Origin of the sequence: Paenibacillus sp. MER 99-2, from assembly GCF_023714095.1 — a bacterium.
Taxonomy (GTDB): domain Bacteria; phylum Bacillota; class Bacilli; order Paenibacillales; family Paenibacillaceae; genus Paenibacillus.
In genome coordinates this window covers 165,470-182,508 of record NZ_JAMAUZ010000005.1, presented here as the reverse complement: position 1 = coordinate 182,508, position 17,039 = coordinate 165,470, and the positions used below count along the sequence as shown (strand labels likewise).

Annotated in this window: 14 protein-coding genes; 9 read left to right on the top strand and 5 right to left on the bottom strand. The window is 46.3% G+C overall.

Annotation, left to right across the window (positions count from 1 at the left end; all coding sequences use genetic code 11):
- The first annotated feature begins 263 nt into the window (after positions 1-263).
- On the top strand, positions 264-2,966 hold the full coding sequence (locus M3636_RS20905) for a PAS domain-containing hybrid sensor histidine kinase/response regulator (protein WP_251383867.1): 2,703 nt from the start codon (positions 264-266) through the stop codon (positions 2,964-2,966).
- Between the two features lie 106 nt (positions 2,967-3,072).
- Here the strand turns inward: M3636_RS20905 and M3636_RS20900 are convergent, their stop codons facing one another.
- A complete protein-coding gene (locus M3636_RS20900; RefSeq protein WP_128100051.1) occupies positions 3,073-4,026 on the bottom strand; it encodes an L-lactate dehydrogenase in 954 nt (317 codons plus the stop codon).
- Positions 4,027-4,545: 519 nt separating this feature from the next.
- Here M3636_RS20900 and M3636_RS20895 point away from each other — a divergent pair.
- The 4 genes from M3636_RS20895 to M3636_RS20880 all read left to right on the top strand — a co-directional run bounded on the left by M3636_RS20895 (position 4,546) and on the right by M3636_RS20880 (position 9,058).
- Entirely contained in the window at positions 4,546-5,202 is a 657-nt protein-coding gene (locus M3636_RS20895) for a MerR family transcriptional regulator (protein WP_128100052.1), read from the top strand.
- A 165-nt stretch (positions 5,203-5,367) separates the two neighbouring features.
- The gene (locus tag M3636_RS20890) at positions 5,368-6,198 is read left to right on the top strand and encodes a serine/threonine protein kinase (protein WP_251383866.1); all 831 of its coding nucleotides are present in this window, start codon (positions 5,368-5,370) and stop codon (positions 6,196-6,198) included.
- Between the two features lie 678 nt (positions 6,199-6,876).
- A complete protein-coding gene (map, locus tag M3636_RS20885; protein ID WP_128100055.1) occupies positions 6,877-7,623 on the top strand; it encodes a type I methionyl aminopeptidase in 747 nt (248 codons plus the stop codon).
- Positions 7,624-8,044: 421 nt separating this feature from the next.
- Positions 8,045-9,058: an NADP-dependent oxidoreductase gene (locus M3636_RS20880; RefSeq protein WP_128100056.1), complete on the top strand. Its 1,014-nt coding sequence runs from the start codon at positions 8,045-8,047 to the stop codon at positions 9,056-9,058.
- A gap of 243 nt (positions 9,059-9,301) precedes the next feature.
- Here M3636_RS20880 and M3636_RS20875 read toward each other — a convergent pair whose 3' ends face one another.
- Positions 9,302-9,790, bottom strand: a complete 489-nt coding sequence (locus M3636_RS20875; protein ID WP_174715264.1) for a CcdC family protein — start codon at positions 9,788-9,790, stop codon at positions 9,302-9,304.
- 262 nt (positions 9,791-10,052) lie between these two features.
- On the opposite strand from M3636_RS20875, the gene M3636_RS20870 reads away from it, so the two are divergent.
- A complete protein-coding gene (locus M3636_RS20870) occupies positions 10,053-11,207 on the top strand; it encodes a HEAT repeat domain-containing protein (RefSeq protein ID WP_251383865.1) in 1,155 nt (384 codons plus the stop codon).
- Positions 11,188-12,660, top strand: a complete 1,473-nt coding sequence (locus M3636_RS20865; RefSeq protein WP_251383864.1) for a glycosyltransferase family 2 protein — start codon at positions 11,188-11,190, stop codon at positions 12,658-12,660. The genes M3636_RS20870 and M3636_RS20865 overlap by 20 nt, the downstream gene beginning before the upstream one ends.
- Before the next feature lie 353 nt (positions 12,661-13,013).
- On the opposite strand, the gene M3636_RS20860 is transcribed toward M3636_RS20865, so the two are convergent.
- Both M3636_RS20860 and M3636_RS20855 read right to left on the bottom strand, forming a co-directional pair.
- Positions 13,014-13,559, bottom strand: a complete 546-nt coding sequence (locus M3636_RS20860; protein WP_251383967.1) for a TetR/AcrR family transcriptional regulator — start codon at positions 13,557-13,559, stop codon at positions 13,014-13,016.
- Positions 13,560-13,585: 26 nt separating this feature from the next.
- Positions 13,586-14,311 (bottom strand): MBL fold metallo-hydrolase, encoded by a 726-nt coding sequence (locus M3636_RS20855; protein ID WP_251383863.1) that lies wholly within the window; start codon positions 14,309-14,311, stop codon positions 13,586-13,588.
- A 420-nt stretch (positions 14,312-14,731) separates the two neighbouring features.
- On the opposite strand from M3636_RS20855, the gene M3636_RS20850 reads away from it, so the two are divergent.
- Together M3636_RS20850 and M3636_RS20845 are read left to right on the top strand one after the other, a co-directional pair.
- Positions 14,732-15,196: an RrF2 family transcriptional regulator gene (locus M3636_RS20850; RefSeq protein WP_128100061.1), complete on the top strand. Its 465-nt coding sequence runs from the start codon at positions 14,732-14,734 to the stop codon at positions 15,194-15,196.
- A 331-nt stretch (positions 15,197-15,527) separates the two neighbouring features.
- Positions 15,528-16,145, top strand: coding sequence for a nitroreductase family protein (locus tag M3636_RS20845; protein ID WP_285859095.1), 618 nt, complete (start codon positions 15,528-15,530; stop codon positions 16,143-16,145).
- A gap of 138 nt (positions 16,146-16,283) precedes the next feature.
- Here M3636_RS20845 and M3636_RS20840 read toward each other — a convergent pair whose 3' ends face one another.
- Entirely contained in the window at positions 16,284-16,967 is a 684-nt protein-coding gene (locus M3636_RS20840; RefSeq protein ID WP_128100064.1) for an S-layer homology domain-containing protein, read from the bottom strand.
- Between the last annotated feature and the right edge of the window lie 72 nt (positions 16,968-17,039).

Below are 17,039 nucleotides of genomic sequence, written 5' to 3'. Positions count from 1 at the left end.
ATTGGAACAATCTTTTCTTGATTGATTTACGTCTGTATACCAAATGATAGTGCATTGAGAGAATTTCCATTTTTTTAAAGAGAGGTTTTGAGAATTTAAGGCGAGATATTAATCCAAAAAATATTGGAATCTGTTAAAATAAAAAAAGCTGTTTCTAGGCGGGTTTACATGGTTATTCGAGGGTAAGCCTAGTTATAATTACAGTGTTATATTTCGTTGTTATAAGAAGATTTAGGCTAAGAAAAGAGGGGTAAGCCTTGGAAATGAATAAAACGGAAACCCTAAAACGCATTATTTCTGAGGGAAGTTCACACCAATCCTTGTTTTTTAACCACCCGGATGCCATCTATGTTATGGATATCCATGGAAACTATATTGATGCTAATCCCTCCGTTGAGCGGATTTCAGGACACACACTTGAAGACTTGATTCGCATGAACCGGGAACATCTATGTCCGCCAGAGAGCGAGAAATCACGTCAACAATGTATTGATGAAGTATTGGCTGGACGTTCAGTCAGTAACTCTCTCAAGTTCTATCATAGAGATGGCTCGCTGAGACAGGCGGATATTACTTATGTGCCGATCACGTCAGAAGGAGAAGTCGTGGGCATATATGGAATTGCCAAAGATGTAACTGAGATCATGGAAGTGGAGCGTAAGTTACATGAGACCCAGGAAAAGTATCAGATTCTTGCGGATCATGCACAGGATCTCATTACGAAATGTTCGCTAGATGGAGAATTGCTGTATGTGTCTCCCTCGGTGTATCCTTTGCTTGGCTATCGACCAGAAGAGGTGATGGGCAAGTCCTTCAAAGACTACTGTTACCCAGGGGATTACCCAGATCCATTAGATGTATCCGCAATCGGCAATGGATGCACGATGCGTGTGATGCACAAAAAAGGGCACTACATCTGGATGGAGACGTTGGCGAAGCCGGTATCAGGCAGAGAAGGTGAAGATACGCAGGTTGTAAGTATCAGCCGAGATATTACACAGCATAAGGATGCAGATCGGCGCTTAAGAGAGAGTCGTCAGCGGTACAAATCGTTATTTGAACATGCGCCAGCGGCCGTGTATTCGTTGGATCTGGAAGGTAGATATAGTTCGGTCAACCGTAATCTTGTTCAATTGCTCAATATTCCGCGTGGTGAATTGATTGGGCGATCCTTTCTGAACAATTTAGACAAAAACGAAGTGCAGAATGGTAAAACCTACTTTGAACTAGTAAAGCAGGGAAAGCCACAGCACTATGAGACATGTGTCGTCAATGCTAGAGGTAGACAGATCGATGTATCCATCATGAATGTGCCTATCATTGTGGATCAGGAATTGGTCGGTGTATACGGTATTTTATCTGACATCACAGAGCGAAAAGAATATACCGAACGGATTCAAGAGCTTAGCAAGCAGCACACGCTGATTCTGAATTCGGTCACGGAAGGCATCTATGGTCTGGATGCAGATGGAATAACGATGTTTATGAATCCCGCAGCGGCATCGATGTTTGGTTATGAAGTGAAGGAGCTTGTGGGGAAAAGCTCGCATCCGATCATGCACCATTCTCGTGCAGACGGAAGTTATTTCCCAATAGAAGAGTGTCCTATTCATATGACTGTAATGGATGGGCAGCGGCGCTTGATCAAAGAGGATGTATTCTGGCGTAAGGATGGAAGCAGCTTCTTGGTGGAATACCAGGTGACGCCAATTATAGATCAAGGTCAGATTCAAGGAGCCGTTGTCGTATTCAACGATGTCACTGGCGAACGTGAAATTGTACGTGCCAAGGAGACAGCGGAATTGGCGGCTCAGGCTAAGTCCGAATTCTTGTCTATGGTGAGCCATGAGATTCGTACACCGATGAATGGGATCGTGGGCATGACAGAATTACTAATCGGGACGGATCTATCTGAGGAACAGCGTGAGTATGCCCAGATTATACAGGAGAGCGGCGACGCATTGCTCAATATCCTCAATGATATTCTGGATTTCAGCAAGCTGGAATCTGGCAAGATGGCGTTAGCTTACGAACCCTTCTCGCTACGCAAAATGTTAGAGCAGGTGGCGGAGCTGTTCAAGCCTCGCGCGGATGAGAAGCAACTAAAGATCAGATATCGTCTCAACCCTAGCATTCCAGAATTCATGGTCGGTGATGCGATGCGTATTAGACAGATCCTCGTGAACCTTGTTAGTAATGCACTCAAGTTTACGGACCAGGGAAGTATTGATGTCACAGTAGACATTATTAAGGGACGCAGACCTGAATCCAGCGTGCTTGATTTTGCTGTTAAGGACACGGGTATCGGTATTCCCGCTGATAAGCTGGATCAGTTGTTCCAGTCATTCTCCCAATTGCATCCGGTTATTAATCGGAAGTATGGAGGTACAGGGCTTGGACTTGTTATCTCGAAACGTCTCGTCGAGATTATGGGCGGAAGCATCAGCGTAGAGAGTGAGGAAGAAGAAGGTTCTACCTTCCGGTTCGCCGTCCCTGCCACAAGTGTCGATGTACCGGAAGAGGAAGCCGCACGCCAATTCTCACATGATCGTACACGTCAAGGTGACAAGGTGCCGATCAGTATATTAGTTGCTGAGGATCATCCGGTGAATCGGAAGATTTTGACTGAATATCTAGAGAAGCTTGGATACAAGCCAGATGTATGTACGAATGGTGTCGAAGCGATTGAGGCCATCTCTCAGAAAACCTATGATATTGTACTGATGGACATTCAAATGCCTGTCATGGATGGGCTTAAAGCGACGGATCTTGTCCACCGATTGATTCCACAAGATCGTATTCCAACGATTATTGCGGTCACGGGCAATTCGAAACGGGAGGATAAGGAGGCTTGTCTAGAGATCGGCATGCGCGACTTTATCAGCAAGCCTGTTATGCTCAGTGAGTTGAAGAGGGTGCTCCAGCAATGGGGACCAACCGATCAGCCGCAGCTTGCACCTAATTGAAGTGAGATCAAGTTTTAATTAAACTTGTATAGATACGCATAGATAAAGACGCCAGTGCATTCCTCTCGGGAATGGTCACTGGCGTCTTTGGTTACTTTTCACCAAGTTATACCATGGTAAGGCGATCTATACTTCCAGATAATACAGCGCAGGAGCGTTCGAATTTCTCGCGTTCGGATGCATCCAGATTCAATTCGATGATCTCTTGGATGCCATTGCCACCGATAATCGCGGGAACGCCCGCACAGACATTATTCTGTCCGTACTCTCCCTCTAGAATCGCGGAGACGGCGATAATCTTATGCTCGTCATTGAGGATGGAGCGTGTGATATGAGCAAGTGCATTACCGATGCCAAACTGGGTAGAGCCTTTGCGAGTGAAAATCTCCCAGCCGGCGTCCTTCGTTTTACGAGCGATATCTTCCAGATCGAGATGTTTGAAACGATCTTTGTGCTGCTCCATAATGTGCAGGATCGGCTTGCCGCCAATGGTAACGTGCGACCAAGCAACAAACTGTGATTCTCCATGCTCACCTAGAGCATAACCGTGCACACTGCGGGGATCAATGGAGAAGACCTCGGACAACAGTGTTTTGAGTCTGGAGGAATCGATGGAAGTCCCTGTGCCGATGACGTGTTCGCGTGGAAGACCTGACAGCTTCCATACCATATAAGTTACTATGTCAACCGGGTTCGCTGCGACGACAAAAATCCCGCTGAAACCACTTTCCATGATAGGGACGACAATATCTTTGGCGATGGATTCGGCTTCTTCCAGAATATCTAGACGTGTCTGACCAGGCTTAGGGTTCGCCCCAGCTGTGAGCACGATCACATCCATACTGCCACAGTCAGCATAAGTGCCTGCGTATACTTTGGTGCGATTATGTGTGAAGTCCATACAATGGGAAAAATCTAAAGCCTGCGCAACAGCGCGATCGTATGTCCGATCAACCATCATAATTTCCCTACAGATCGACTGATTAATCATTGAATATGCACAACTTGAACCAACAAGACCTGCCCCGATCACCGCTACTTTACCTGATTTGCCTAACACAGCCGTTCATCCCCCGTATCCTTTTGATTTTTCCGATTATTTTGAGTCCTATGTTAAGTATTGTCCTATAATTTATGCTGATAATGGCTTCTACGTTACATAAGATAACACACAAAAAAGCTGTACAGCAATGATATCCGTTATCGCGGGAGCGTATTGGAGTAATGGAGTTAACAAAATTGACATGAATATCGTGTTTCCAAAATTTTGACGGCATTTGCATTGACCGCATTCGACATGACACCATTCTTGTAGGTTGTCGGATCATCAGAGATTTAAGCGAATAAGTGGTCTGACAAAAGTTCTTATGAATCCACAGAAACAGAACTAAAGCGTCAAAGGGTTCGCAAGCAGAACTGACGAATACATATTGGCAAGCGAATCATAATGCATGTGCATGGTACAGGTATCGTACAAGCATATGCGGAGTAGACAAGTTGCCCCGTTCCGATGGTTGTTACAAAAGGTTGATGCAGAAGTCACGACCTTGATTACAAAACTTCATTCCGGGAGGGAATAATGATGATTGAAGAAGCAGGAGCTACGACGGAAACGGCCAAGAGTCTGGGCATTGGAGCCAGTACACTTCGAAAATATGCAGCAGCACTTGAGGAGCAGGGCTATCGGTTTGAACGCTCTGCCAACAAATCCAGACTGTTTCGATCCGAGGATGTGGAATGCATTGAACGTCTGATGACGGAGCTTAGAGAACATAATTTGCCCTTGGTGGATGCTGTGGTTACGGTTCTATCTCCAGAAGCATCCACAGTTGAAATAGGTGATACGTCCGAAAGCGAATGTGCGGCAACGATCATGCCTGCGTTATTCCCGGAAGGAGCCGAGCCGCCAAATAGCTTGAGATCATATGAGGGGTTAGGGCAATTAGTCACTGAAGTGACGGCTGGTGCAGTGGCGCAGCAGGATGATCGAGTGCAGCAGCTACAGCACCGGGTGGATGAATTGGAATTAACCTTGAAGCATCTTGCCGATACGCATGAAGCTCTCCAAGAGCAGATGGAGAAGCAGCGCCTATGGATGAATGAAAAGCTGGAGGAAGAGCGGGATCGTGAATTGGTGACCAATTTACGCAGCTATCAGGGAAGAAAGCGCAAGCCTAAGGGAACGACGCTCCGCATGTTATTTGGGCTGCTGCCGAAGAAGCATAAGGAGGCATAAGCGTAAGCGGGCATGCGGCATAAGATCCACTGCTGTTCGTGCTATGATTGCCCATCTTCGTACTGTTATAATAAGCTCCATAACAACAAGGAAATCAGCAAACGAAGCTTGCTCTGCATGATCATGATGGAGTGGTAGCGGTCGTATGCTAATGGGGGATAATGAGTGGAGCTGCAACGAAGCTGGCAAAGATTGCTGGGACTGTGGACAGATCGACCCTTGCCAAAGGGGGCAAAAATAGCGGAAAGATATACGATATGCGAATTGCTTGGTATGGGAAGCTACGGACTGACATACCTCTGTATAGATGAACAAACAGGAGATGAGGTTGCGTTAAAAGGTTCGAAGCCCAGCAAAGGCAAGTTATCTGCCCGATTGCTGAGTAGAGAAGCAGATGTGATGAGCCGGCTGCAGCACCCGGCGATTCCCAAACTTTTGAATGCATTTATATATAAGGGAAGAAGTTACATCGCTATAGAATATATTCGGGGAGAGACGCTGGAGACGTATATCTTCGAACAGGGCCAGGTATATAGCGAACGAGAATGTATTGAACTGGCGAGCCAGTTATTATCTCCAATCGCTCATGTTCATCAGCAGGGTTATATCCATGGGGATGTACGAATTCCCAACGTGATTATGAAGGATGGGCACTTGCATCTGATTGATTTTGGCCTGGCGAGGCAAATGGGGGAGCCGTTGTTGCCAGAGCTGAAACGACGTATGCGTGAGTTGCCTGCACCTGAAGATGAACCAGCAACGCCTGATCAGGATTTGCAGGATCTCGGTCATTTTCTTCTATTTATGCTGTACTCTGCCTATGAACCAGAGAAAGGGAAAGCACCTGCAAGCTGGCAGGAGGAACTGGATCTTCAGCCGGATCTAGTCATTATGCTGGAGAGACTGCTGGGGCTTAGACCTGGGTATGAGGCGGGGGCACCCGAGCTGCAGGCTGAGATGAAGCGGATTTTGCCGAAGCTGCATGGATCAGTTTAACATCAGGTGTAGGACGAAGATGGTGACGAATGACCTCTGTAAACGTCATAGCGGAGGTCCTTTTTGTTGTTAAATTATACGGAACGAATGCATAAAAAGGGTGTCGCGCTGGCTTAGAATGCAGCCAGCGTGGACACCCTTTTGTTAATTTACACAGCACGCCAAAGTGAGTTTTACAAACCGATATTGGAGTTCTAATATGCACATTCTATCGTTCAAGAGCGCGCAGCTTGATTAGCTTGAGCTATATTTTCTGCTCTTATAATAACCAGAGCCATGACGGCTATCCCGGTATTTCATATCGGATGAGGAGTAGCGTTTATAGGAACGTTTCCCTGACGAACTGCTGTACCGTTTATAGGAACGTCGTCTGTCAGAGGAGCTGTAGCGCCTTCGGTGTGATGAAGATTTGGAGTCGAGAAGTTTGCCAAGAATTTTTTTGAGCATGAGCTTTCATCCTTTCGTCTACCATCGTTTTTAGCATATACGCACGGCCGAGGAAGAGGGTTTCGTGTTTCTTCAGAAAAATATATTCATAAAGATCGGGCCAGGCGTATAATAGATTGTTGGTGTTTTCACGGTTATTTAACAATTTACTTATACTGAATTTTTTATTTTGAGTGATTCGCGTTACAATAGAAGACAAGGTAAGATCTTAACGGACAAGGAGAAGTCGTCATGATTACATTGAAAACAAAAGAGCAGATTGAACAGATGAAAAGAGCAGGTGAGATTCTTGCCGCATGCCATAGAGAAATAGCGAAAATGATTCGTCCAGGGATCACAACGCAGGAGATTGACCAATTTGCAGAAGCTTTTATGAAGAAAAATGGTGCAACGCCGGAGCAAAAAGGGTATAACGGATACCAATTTGCGACATGTGCTTCAGTAAACGACGTAATCTGTCATGGTTTTCCCGGGAAATATGTGTTGCAGGACGGCGACATTGTAACGATTGATATGGTCGTGAATTTGAACGGATGGCTCGCTGATTCTGCGTGGTCTTATGCAGTAGGGCAAGTTACACCAGAAGCACAACATTTGTTAGATGTGACCAAGAACTCGCTGTATAAAGGCATTGAACTTGCTGTCGTTGGCAACCGGATCGGGGATATTTCGCATGCGATCCAAACATATGCTGAAGGCGAGGGGCTGTCGGTTGTTCGTGAGTTTATCGGGCACGGCATTGGCGAGAAAATGCATGAAGAGCCGCAGGTGCCTCATTACGGCCCGCCTCATCGTGGACCACGACTCAAAGAAGGCATGGTCATTACGATTGAGCCTATGTTGAACATCGGTACGTTCCGCAGTAAGCTTGATTCAGATGGTTGGACGGCGCGTACAATGGATGGAAGCTTGTCTGCTCAATATGAGCACACCATTGCGATTACAGCAGATGGCCCAGTGATTTTAACGGCTCAATAGGGGAATACGACGGAGGCTCAATCACTATAAGTGCGTGTTCAAAAAGGGCGGTTTTCAGCACCAAGAAGATGGGATGAAGCTAGAAATGGAGTAGCGGAGCGTAGGCAGGACTACGTGAGCAACGGACATTTCGGCTGAATCCCATATTCGATGCTGAGATGCCGCTCGCGCATCCTTCGTAATCAAAAGCGGACTTTTTGAACAACCTCTATAATTTTAGTGAATTTCAAGGCGGCCCACGTTTGTGATCCGCCTGTTTCGGTTTAAAATATAAGAGTGTGTTCAAAAAGTCCTGTTTTCATTAGCTGGGGACGATTTGAACAACTTTTGATGAGAAGGTTATAACATATCGTGCTGGTGGTAGAGTGTAAGCGTAAGCGAGAGTTAATGCTGATCCACTGGTTACAAGGAGGTCATTAAGATGTCTGAAAATGAACAAATCGTACTTGCATCTCGTCCAGAAGGTGCACCATCCCGTGACAATTTCCAATTTATAAATACACCACTTCCTGAACCGGAAGCAGGACAGGTTCTGGTTCGTACATTATATTTGTCTGTTGATCCGTATATGCGAGGTCGGATGAAGGATACGAAGTCCTATTCACCACCCTATGCGCTGAACGAAGTCATTAAAGGCGGAGCAATTGGTCAAGTGGTGGAATCCTCGGAGCCTAATCTGCGTAAGGGTGACCTTGTGACAGGGATGTGGGGCTGGCAACGTTATGCGGCGGTTAATACAGGAGATCTTTCGTTGATTGATACCGAAGAAGCTCCATTGACTGCATATTTGGGCGCGGTTGGACTTACGGGGCTAACAGCCTATTTCGGAATGGAGGATATCGGTAAACCTAAGGAAGGCGAGACGGTCGTTGTATCAGGCGCAGCAGGCGCGGTAGGGATGATCGCAGGACAGATTGCCAAGATCGTAGGCGCTCGTGTCGTAGGTATTGCTGGTTCTGATGAAAAATGCGCATACCTCAAAGACAAATTAGGATTCGACGTGGTATTGAATTACAAACAAGAGAACGATATGACTGCTGCCATTGAACGGGTATGCCCTGATGGCGTAGATGTCTATTTTGATAATGTTGGCGGCGAAATTTCGGATGCGGTGTTGCGTCACATTAACCGCAATGCACGTATCCCATTGTGTGGACAGATCTCGTCCTATAACTTGGAGAAACCAGATATTGGTATGCGTCCGCAGACCCTGTTGTTAACCAATACAGCATTAATGAAGGGGTTCCTATTAGGTGACTACGCCAAGTCCTTTAAGGAAGGGCGTGCGAAGTTAGCTAAATGGATCAAAGCAGGTCATATTCAATATGAGGAAAACATTGTAGAAGGTTTCGAACAGACACCTGACGCATTTATGGGTCTCTTCTCAGGGGATAACCTGGGTAAACAACTGGTGAAGGTTGCCGACCCTGAGTAATGTAGATGAAATGAGAATTGATGTGAAGTGAAGTGTACTATCCCTTTTGGTTATGCGGCTGAATTCCAATGGGACGCAACCACATGGAACTTAGCGCTATAGAACTTAGCCTTATAGAACGCTTAACCTATAAAAGACACGTTCTTCCGCATACCGATGCAGAGAACGTGTCTTTTGGTGTGTCTATGTGTTTGAAAAAATGGAGCGGAGAAAGATACACTTCAGCGAGTTTTCAGACGCGACCTAGGCTTCCTCTGCATTAATGACTTCTTTATAGTGCTTATACATGTACACACGCCAGCGGACGATCATACCGAAGGCGAGTAGGAAGAATAGTCCACCTGTCTGTGGAATGGATACATAACGCTGGATAACTTCATGCAATATGAGCCGCACAGCGAGCAGTCCAAGCAAGATAAAAGCAAAGCTGCGTGAGCGCGTTGCGAATATTTCGCCGTTAATGCGTTCGAAGCGAGTACTGCGGATAAGCGGATACGAGAAAATAAACCAACCCACAAGCAGTGCAATTGCTGCCCACAGCAGTGGGACATGCGTTTCAGGAACGACAAACATGAGAAACCCTGTGCTCATACCGAGTGGTGGAATCAGAATTTTACGAATAGTGACAGGGCGATGACTGGCTTTCATGCGAATGAAGATGGCGAGCAGCGCCATGATGAGCATACCTAGAGTTGCACCGATCTGAAGGTAAAATGGACTAATTTGAGCCACGAAGATATCCCTCTTTCTGGAATAATATATTACTGAAGCCTTTCGGATCATCATGTGAAGTCTCAGAATTTTCTTTCCCTATTATATCACAAACGTAGTTTGCCGATAGAATGCTTAGTAAGCATTTTGACCGTATCTAAGGACGGCTAATAATCAGCAGATCATACGTATATCGCACCGAATGCAAGACGAACATTGTTCTCTGGAAATGGTTACTAGTGTAACCAATGGTAGGCGGTTTATTCGATTGAGGGGACAAGTCATGAGTGAATATATGAGAAACAGAGTGCAGTGGTTTGGGAAATCCATGTCGGGATGGACAGAAACGGGAAGTAGTTATTTGGTTCAGGTGACCGGTTTAATCTGTGGAGGCGTGTTGGTGACTCTCCTGGCCATCTATCTCGTTTTGTTGTGGAGAAATCGGCTGAAGCAACGAACGCTAAAACTCCAAAAAAAGGCCTTTCGCGATCTAATGGCTGATGAATCTGCACTTCGTCACTACCTTGCAGGAGGAGAGATCACACCAAAGCTGCTGGATGTGAGGAAAGTTCAGCAAAAAGCGCTACAGGAAGTGTTACTGCAACAACTGGAGGAAAGTACGGATGATCTCCAAAGGGAACGGATTCGCTTCCTCGCAGGACAGGCCTTTGGTACGTTGTACCGGACACAGCTTGGTTCGATAAAATGGAGTGAACGTATTAATACATTGCTCTACATAGAGCAGTTTCAGATCACGGAACTTCTACCTAGGCTGGAAGAGATGATGCGTTCTTCGTTATGTTCGATCCAGGAACGTTTTATTATTTTGAGAATTTACGCTAGATCAGGCTATGTACGATTAGTGAAAGAGCTGCTTAAGAGAAACACAGCCATGTCCGATTCGCAATATTTGCAGATCATGCTATTACTTACGGATGAGATCTGGGAGAAGGTCATTGACCACTATGCGGAGCTTCCTGTGCAGGCAAAGTGTAGCGTCGTGGATGCCATGCGTATTCGAAATGTGCAAACGACGAGGGAGCTGGCGTTATTAGAACGACTGCTATTTGAAGATCATGTAGAGCAGCGCATCTTTTCGCTGCGTGCCTTAGCCCAGATCGGCAGGATGAGTGATGGAACCAAGGATAAGCTATTACTTGCTTGGCATGAAGAGAGAGGTATTCGATCACGTCTAGAACGACTCATGTACGCTAGGTTGTTGGGACGTGTTCACACAGAGGGATTTATTGAGCATCTGAATGGACTTATGGGTGATCCCGCTTACGAAATAAGGCAGGAAGCTGCTAACTCTCTCGCTCAATATGATCAAGGAATCGAGAAATTACGCTGCGTAGCAAGAGTACATCCGGACAAATATGCGAGGCAGATAGCGGAAGAAACGCTGGAAAGGAAGCAGTATGAACGAAAGATGGCTTGAACTGCTGCAGAGTTTAATTCTGTTATGTTATAAAGGCATATGGATCTACCTCGTTGTTGTGATCATCGCATGTATTTGGTTATTTCTAGCGGCCGTTCGTACGATGGTGCGAAAAAAGGATCTGGATCTGCTCCACTATGATGAAGTGCTCAATGAAGCACTTGCTCCCCCGGTGTCTGTACTTTTTCCCGTACATAATCGAGAGAAGACGATTATTGCGGACGTATCCCACCTTCTTGATATCCACTATGGATGCTATGAAGTGATTGTGATTAATGATGGATCAACAGACGGTACGATGGAACGTTTAATGGAAGTGTATGAGCTGTCTACGGTGAAGAGCAAGATCCATTATTCCAGTATTGGGCAGGCGGTTGGAGAGATTAGAGGTGCATATCGTTCACTGCGATACGACAATCTCATCGTGGTCGACAAGCAGCATGGGGGGCACTCCGATGCTTTGAATGCAGGAATACGTGTCTCACAGTATCCATATTTTGCATCCATTGGCCCTACAACCATGCTGGACAAATATGCATTTGTGAAAATAATGAAGCCTATTATGGCTGCACTGCCGGGTGAAGAGATTATCGCTTGTGGTGGACGGTTAGAGTTTGCGAATTCGCAGAGGGTATCCTGCTCCAGATTCCATATTCAAGGCGAGAAGCCAGTCGCAGCTCTTCCAAGAAGTCCACTGCTTATGATGCAGAGGATTGAGTATATTCGTGCATTTCTCATCAGTGGATTGGGCTTGGTTAGATATAATATCAATACGTTATTGTTCACGTCAGAAGCTTTTGGATTGTTCAAAAAAAGTTATGTTATGGAAGTCGGAGGATATAATACTGATCCGAGAATGGCACACCTAGAGCTGATCATGCGTCTTCACAAGCACATGAAACAGATCAAGGGCAGGGGGCGAATCGTGTATATAGATGATCCCGTATGCAGCACAAAAGTACCTGAGTCATGTGCTGGGCTGCACCAGCAGCGAATACGCTGGCATCGTCAGTTGACCAACACCATGTGGGAGCAACGGGAGATGGCAGGCAATCCGAAGTACGGTTGGATGGGCATGGTGACGATCCCTTATTTTATTATGGTTGAATTGATTGGGCCTGTTTTGGAAATAGGGACGCTTTTGCTATTATTCATAGGTCTGCTGCTGCCGTTTGTGGAGAACAGTCTATTAGTTGTGCTGGGTATGCTCTTACTGCTCTACGGTTCACTCCTATCTGCGGCAGTCATTCTATTTGAAGTTTGGCTGGCGCGTAGAAGGTATACGGCACGTGAAATCACACGTCTGTTCTTGTACGCGTTATCCGAATCGTTCTGGTTCAGACCGATGAATAACATCTTCCGTATTCATGGACTCATCAAAGCTCTTTGGAGTCTGAGAGAGCATGGAGACTCAGGAAGGTCGGCTTATTCGGGGCTTCGGGCAGATAAGTAAAAGTGCTGGTAGTTTCACAGTATAAGTGCGTGTTCAAAAAGGGCGGTTTTCAGTACCAAGAAGATGGGATGAAGATAGAAATGGAGTAGCGGAGCGTAGATGGAGCTACGTGAGCAACGGATATTTCGGCTGAATCCCATATTCGATGCTGAGATGCCGCTCGCGCATCCTTCGTAATCAAAAGCGGACTTTTTGAACAACCTCTATAATTGAATTAAACTTTATTGTGTGGGACAGGATAAGAGGCGATGTCTAGGACACAATCATATAAAACAAGAGGGTTGCAGGGATGATGCTGCAGCCCTCTTGCGTGTTTATGGAGTTACTCGCGGGATATGGTAGGAGACAGTTAACTAATTGTCTGTACGACGATGCTTTAAGCCGTCAAGGAAGGCTGAAATGGTAAGATGTAGGCTCTCGCTTGCTTCAAAATTCATGGCGAACCCACCTTGTGCACCAATGGAGGCAAAGCCATGACACAGACTTCGTAGTCCACGCACCGCATGAAGCGCATCGGATTCGGACAGTCCATACGGCTGTAAAGAGTCTAGCAACAACTGTAGCGCTACGGTGCTGGCCGCAGCGAGCTGTGGCTCATCCCGATCAGGGGCATGGAATGAAGCCTCGTAAAGCCCAGGGTGCTGGCGTACAAAATGAATATAGGCGGTAGCGATATCCTGAATGGCTTCGCTACCGACACGTCCTGCGGCGGCCACGGTTAAAGCCTGGCCGAGCTGCTCTACGGACGTCAGCGCAAGTTCCTGGCGAAGCCCGGGTAAACCGCTGATGTGGTTATAAAGCGACGGGGAGCGCACATCGAGCCGCTGGGCCAATGCGGCCAGCGTCAGCGCATGAAATCCGTCGCTGTCAGCAAGCTGGGCCGCGGCATTCAGCAGCATGCCGCGATCCAGCCCTTGCCGCGGGCTCATCGAAGCCCTCCGGCAGGGCGCAGCCGTTGCTCGGCGTCAGCCATTGCTGCGCGCATCGCCGCTGCCGGCTGACGTAACATTCGTCCGTGGCCTACAGCCAGCACGGACGGCTCCAGCTCAGCCAAGCGCTTGGCGCTGGCAAGAGCAGTCTCGCGGTGCCATGTGGCTAGCGCGGGGAATGGAAAGAGTGGGCGTAGCTGACCGGCAACGGCCAAGCCGCCATGCAGTTGATAGGCATCGCCGGCGATGAGGACGCCGCTGCGCGTATCCATAAACGCCATATGCCCTGGTGTATGACCTGGGGTAGCAATGGCCAGTAACGATCCAATGCGATCCCCATCTTCGAGCAGGCGATCGGGGCGGGTGTGAATGTTCTTGGGTACACTGCCACGTACCGGAGTCTGCGGTTCATCAGGTAATAACGAAGCATCTCCAGTGAGTAGTGCAGCGTCCCGTCTAGAGATGATCACCTCTACATCAGGGAGTGCATTCTTGAGGCCGTCTAATGCGCCAACATGGTCGCCATGGGCGTGAGTTAGAATCACTTTGGTGATAGGTTTGTTAAGAGATTGAGCAGTGGCCAGGATACCCTTGAGGCTGAACGGCATCCCTGCATCAATAAGAGTTAATTCAGCGTCCTCTTCAACAAGATAAACATTCACAGGGAAGAGTCGAGGTAGGAATGAAACCTGAATGACATTATATTCACGCGTAATACGCATCGTAATTCCTCCTTAAAACTAATGGTATTAGTAATATAACTAATGGCATTAGTTTTTGCAATACCTTTTGCAAAAATAAACAAAGATACGAAAAGATTATTTTAACAAAAAAAGCGTTTTCAAAATAAAGATTACCGATTATAATGATCAAGTAAGCCCTTTCATATGTCTATCTTATTGGAGCCTTTCGCGAAGCGGAGGGCTCACTTTTTTGTTTTCTTTAATAGGTTAAATACATAGTGATCAAGTAAAGGGTGGGCTTGGATGTGAGGCTGTATATATAGACACATCAAGGGATATCCTGTGTTCAGGCACTGCGAGAGAAGAAGTTGACAAACATAACTGTCATTCATATAATAACAGTTATACTTACCTTGGATTGAAGTCCATCGGTGTTTTTTGCCGGGAAGGGAGTAAGTCATGAACAGCGAGTTTACCATTGCCGTCCATTGTCTTGTGTTTCTATCCATGAAGGAAGACTGTATGGCCAATAGTGAAGATTTATCTCAGAGTGTAGGTACACACCCTGCAAGAGTTCGTAAGGTGCTGAGTGTGCTGCGGAAGCATGGGTATTTGACAACCAAAGAAGGCGCTCACGGAGGGTACCTGCTTAATCGTGCAAGTGATGAGATCAAGCTTGGGGAATTGTACAGACTGGTTGCCGGAGGTTCACTTGGACCCAATTGGTGTTCTGGCGAATCAGGTTCGCCATGCGTTGTGTCCTCTAACATGAGGGATGTCATGGGAGGCATATATGACGGAGGCGAGGAAGCGCTGAGTATTTATTTTGATCGCATTTCCATCGAGGATGTGAAGCATCGGATCGGGAAAAGTGAAGGGCTATCCAAGTCCATGAATGAGTTACTGAGACAAGATAAGAATTAATTCTGGCTACAGAATTGATGTGGCTACAGTTTATATGTATACATTTCATATTTAGGCTCAGTTCAGATACCCTGTGATTACGGGGACACTGTAGACTGCTTATAGAACTTAACAAGCGTTGCCCCGGTTTCGCGATTCATGAAGGCTTCAAGATTATTCCGGGCATAACGTGAACACAGATAGAGTTAATCTTCTGCGCTGATGTTATTTTCGGAAGGTGGGTATGTCATTACACCACTTATCATGGTTGTTGGATCAAAGCCTTGCGAAATTAAAAGCGATATAACAGCAATGATATTTACAATAATCAATAGAAATAGGAGTGGAGAACATGTCTAACAATGAAACACTTCGCGTAATTAGCGAACGTCACGCTGTCAAAAAATACGAAAAAGGTTTTGTATTGCCTGAGGCTGACCTGAATGCAATCTTGACTGCAGCTTCCGAAGCACCATCTTCTTGGAATCTGCAACACTGGAAATTCCTCGTTATTGAATCCGAAGCGGACAAAGCTAAATTGTTGCCAATCGCTTATGGCCAAAGTCAAATCGTAGACAGCTCGGTTACAATTGCTGTTCTGGGTGACCTGGAAGCTAACCGTAACACCTTCATCTACGATCAAGCTGTTGAAGCTGGTGCATTGCCTGGTGAGGTTCGTGATGCGTTGGTTGGACAAATCAACGGTGCTTACCAAAGCGCGCAAACTGCTCGTGATGAAGCGATCCGTAACGCGTCATTTGCTTCACAAAACATTATGCTCGCTGCACGTTCTTTGGGATATGATACTTGCCCAATGGGTGGTTACAATCCACAACAATTGGTTGAAACGTTCAACATTCCTGCACGTTACATCCCAACATTGTTGATTACTGTAGGTAAAGCTGCAGAGCCAGCTCGCCCAGCAGGTCGTTTCCCATTGTCTGAAACTGTAGTTAAAGGTTCTTTCTAAGATAGAGCTACTATAAGCACCAGTATACGGTGTGTACAAAAACAGCCGCATGTTCCTCGAATGAGGGAACATGCGGCTGTTTTGTATTTAGCTTAATGCGCCTGTTACCCCATTACCGTTATTGGGATTACTGCTGAATTATTTTTCAGGTGTTTCGGGGACTACTGGTGCGTGAAAGTTATCCATATGTTCAATCGCATTGAACATCATCACAGCAGCTTCTGCGCGAGTAATAGCCTCTTTGGGATGGAAATTGCCTTCGGCATCCAATGTGTTAATCTTGAACGCTAACGAACGTTGAACTGCTCCTTGATACTCAGGCGTAAGCTCTTGCTCATCTGTAATATCTACAGGTTGAAGCTTGATCATCGGTAGGCCGCCTTTGGCTTCGATGCCTTGCATGATGAATAGTGTAAATTGCTCACGAGTCATCGGTTTGGATGGATCGATATCATCAGCCATCTGGATGCCATTATATTTTGCACGAATGAAGGCATTGCTGTACCACACATGATCAAGCACCTTGGAGAAGGAATCACTTGGGAGAGGTTCTTTAACAAAACGGATCGTATCCAGATTCAGATCCAGTCCATCTGCAAGCAACTGTATGCCTTGAGCCGTGTTCAATTGTTGTTCTGGTTTGAACAGGTTGTCGCTCACGCCTTTAATCAGACCATCTTGATGCAATGCTTCGATTTTATCTGCTCCCGCAACTCCCTGAAGATCTGTGAATCCGCCTTGCGCAGCATGAATAGGTGTAGCACCAAGAGATAAGGTAAGTAATGCTCCCGCAGTCATCAAAGCAATTATATTTTTTTTCATATCAAGTCGCCTCACTTTTCTAGGAAGGGTATCCCTTTGTATTAAAGTCATTTGCCCCTATAGACGACCCTT

Bases quoted from the DNA above. Each gene is read 5' to 3' on its own strand.
- M3636_RS20905 (WP_251383867.1), top strand. From the start codon at position 264: ATGAATAAAACGGAAACCCTAAAACGCATTATTTCTGAGGGAAGTTCA.
- M3636_RS20895 (WP_128100052.1), top strand. From the start codon at position 4,546: ATGATGATTGAAGAAGCAGGAGCTACGACGGAAACGGCCAAGAGTCTG.
- map (WP_128100055.1), top strand. From the start codon at position 6,877: ATGATTACATTGAAAACAAAAGAGCAGATTGAACAGATGAAAAGAGCA.
- M3636_RS20880 (WP_128100056.1), top strand. From the start codon at position 8,045: ATGTCTGAAAATGAACAAATCGTACTTGCATCTCGTCCAGAAGGTGCA.
- M3636_RS20870 (WP_251383865.1), top strand. From the start codon at position 10,053: ATGAGTGAATATATGAGAAACAGAGTGCAGTGGTTTGGGAAATCCATG.
- M3636_RS20865 (WP_251383864.1), top strand. From the start codon at position 11,188: ATGAACGAAAGATGGCTTGAACTGCTGCAGAGTTTAATTCTGTTATGT.
- M3636_RS20860 (WP_251383967.1), bottom strand. From the start codon at position 13,559: ATGCTGCTGAATGCCGCGGCCCAGCTTGCTGACAGCGACGGATTTCAT.
- M3636_RS20855 (WP_251383863.1), bottom strand. From the start codon at position 14,311: ATGCGTATTACGCGTGAATATAATGTCATTCAGGTTTCATTCCTACCT.
- M3636_RS20850 (WP_128100061.1), top strand. From the start codon at position 14,732: ATGAACAGCGAGTTTACCATTGCCGTCCATTGTCTTGTGTTTCTATCC.
- M3636_RS20845 (WP_285859095.1), top strand. From the start codon at position 15,528: ATGTCTAACAATGAAACACTTCGCGTAATTAGCGAACGTCACGCTGTC.
- M3636_RS20840 (WP_128100064.1), bottom strand. From the start codon at position 16,967: ATGAAAAAAAATATAATTGCTTTGATGACTGCGGGAGCATTACTTACC.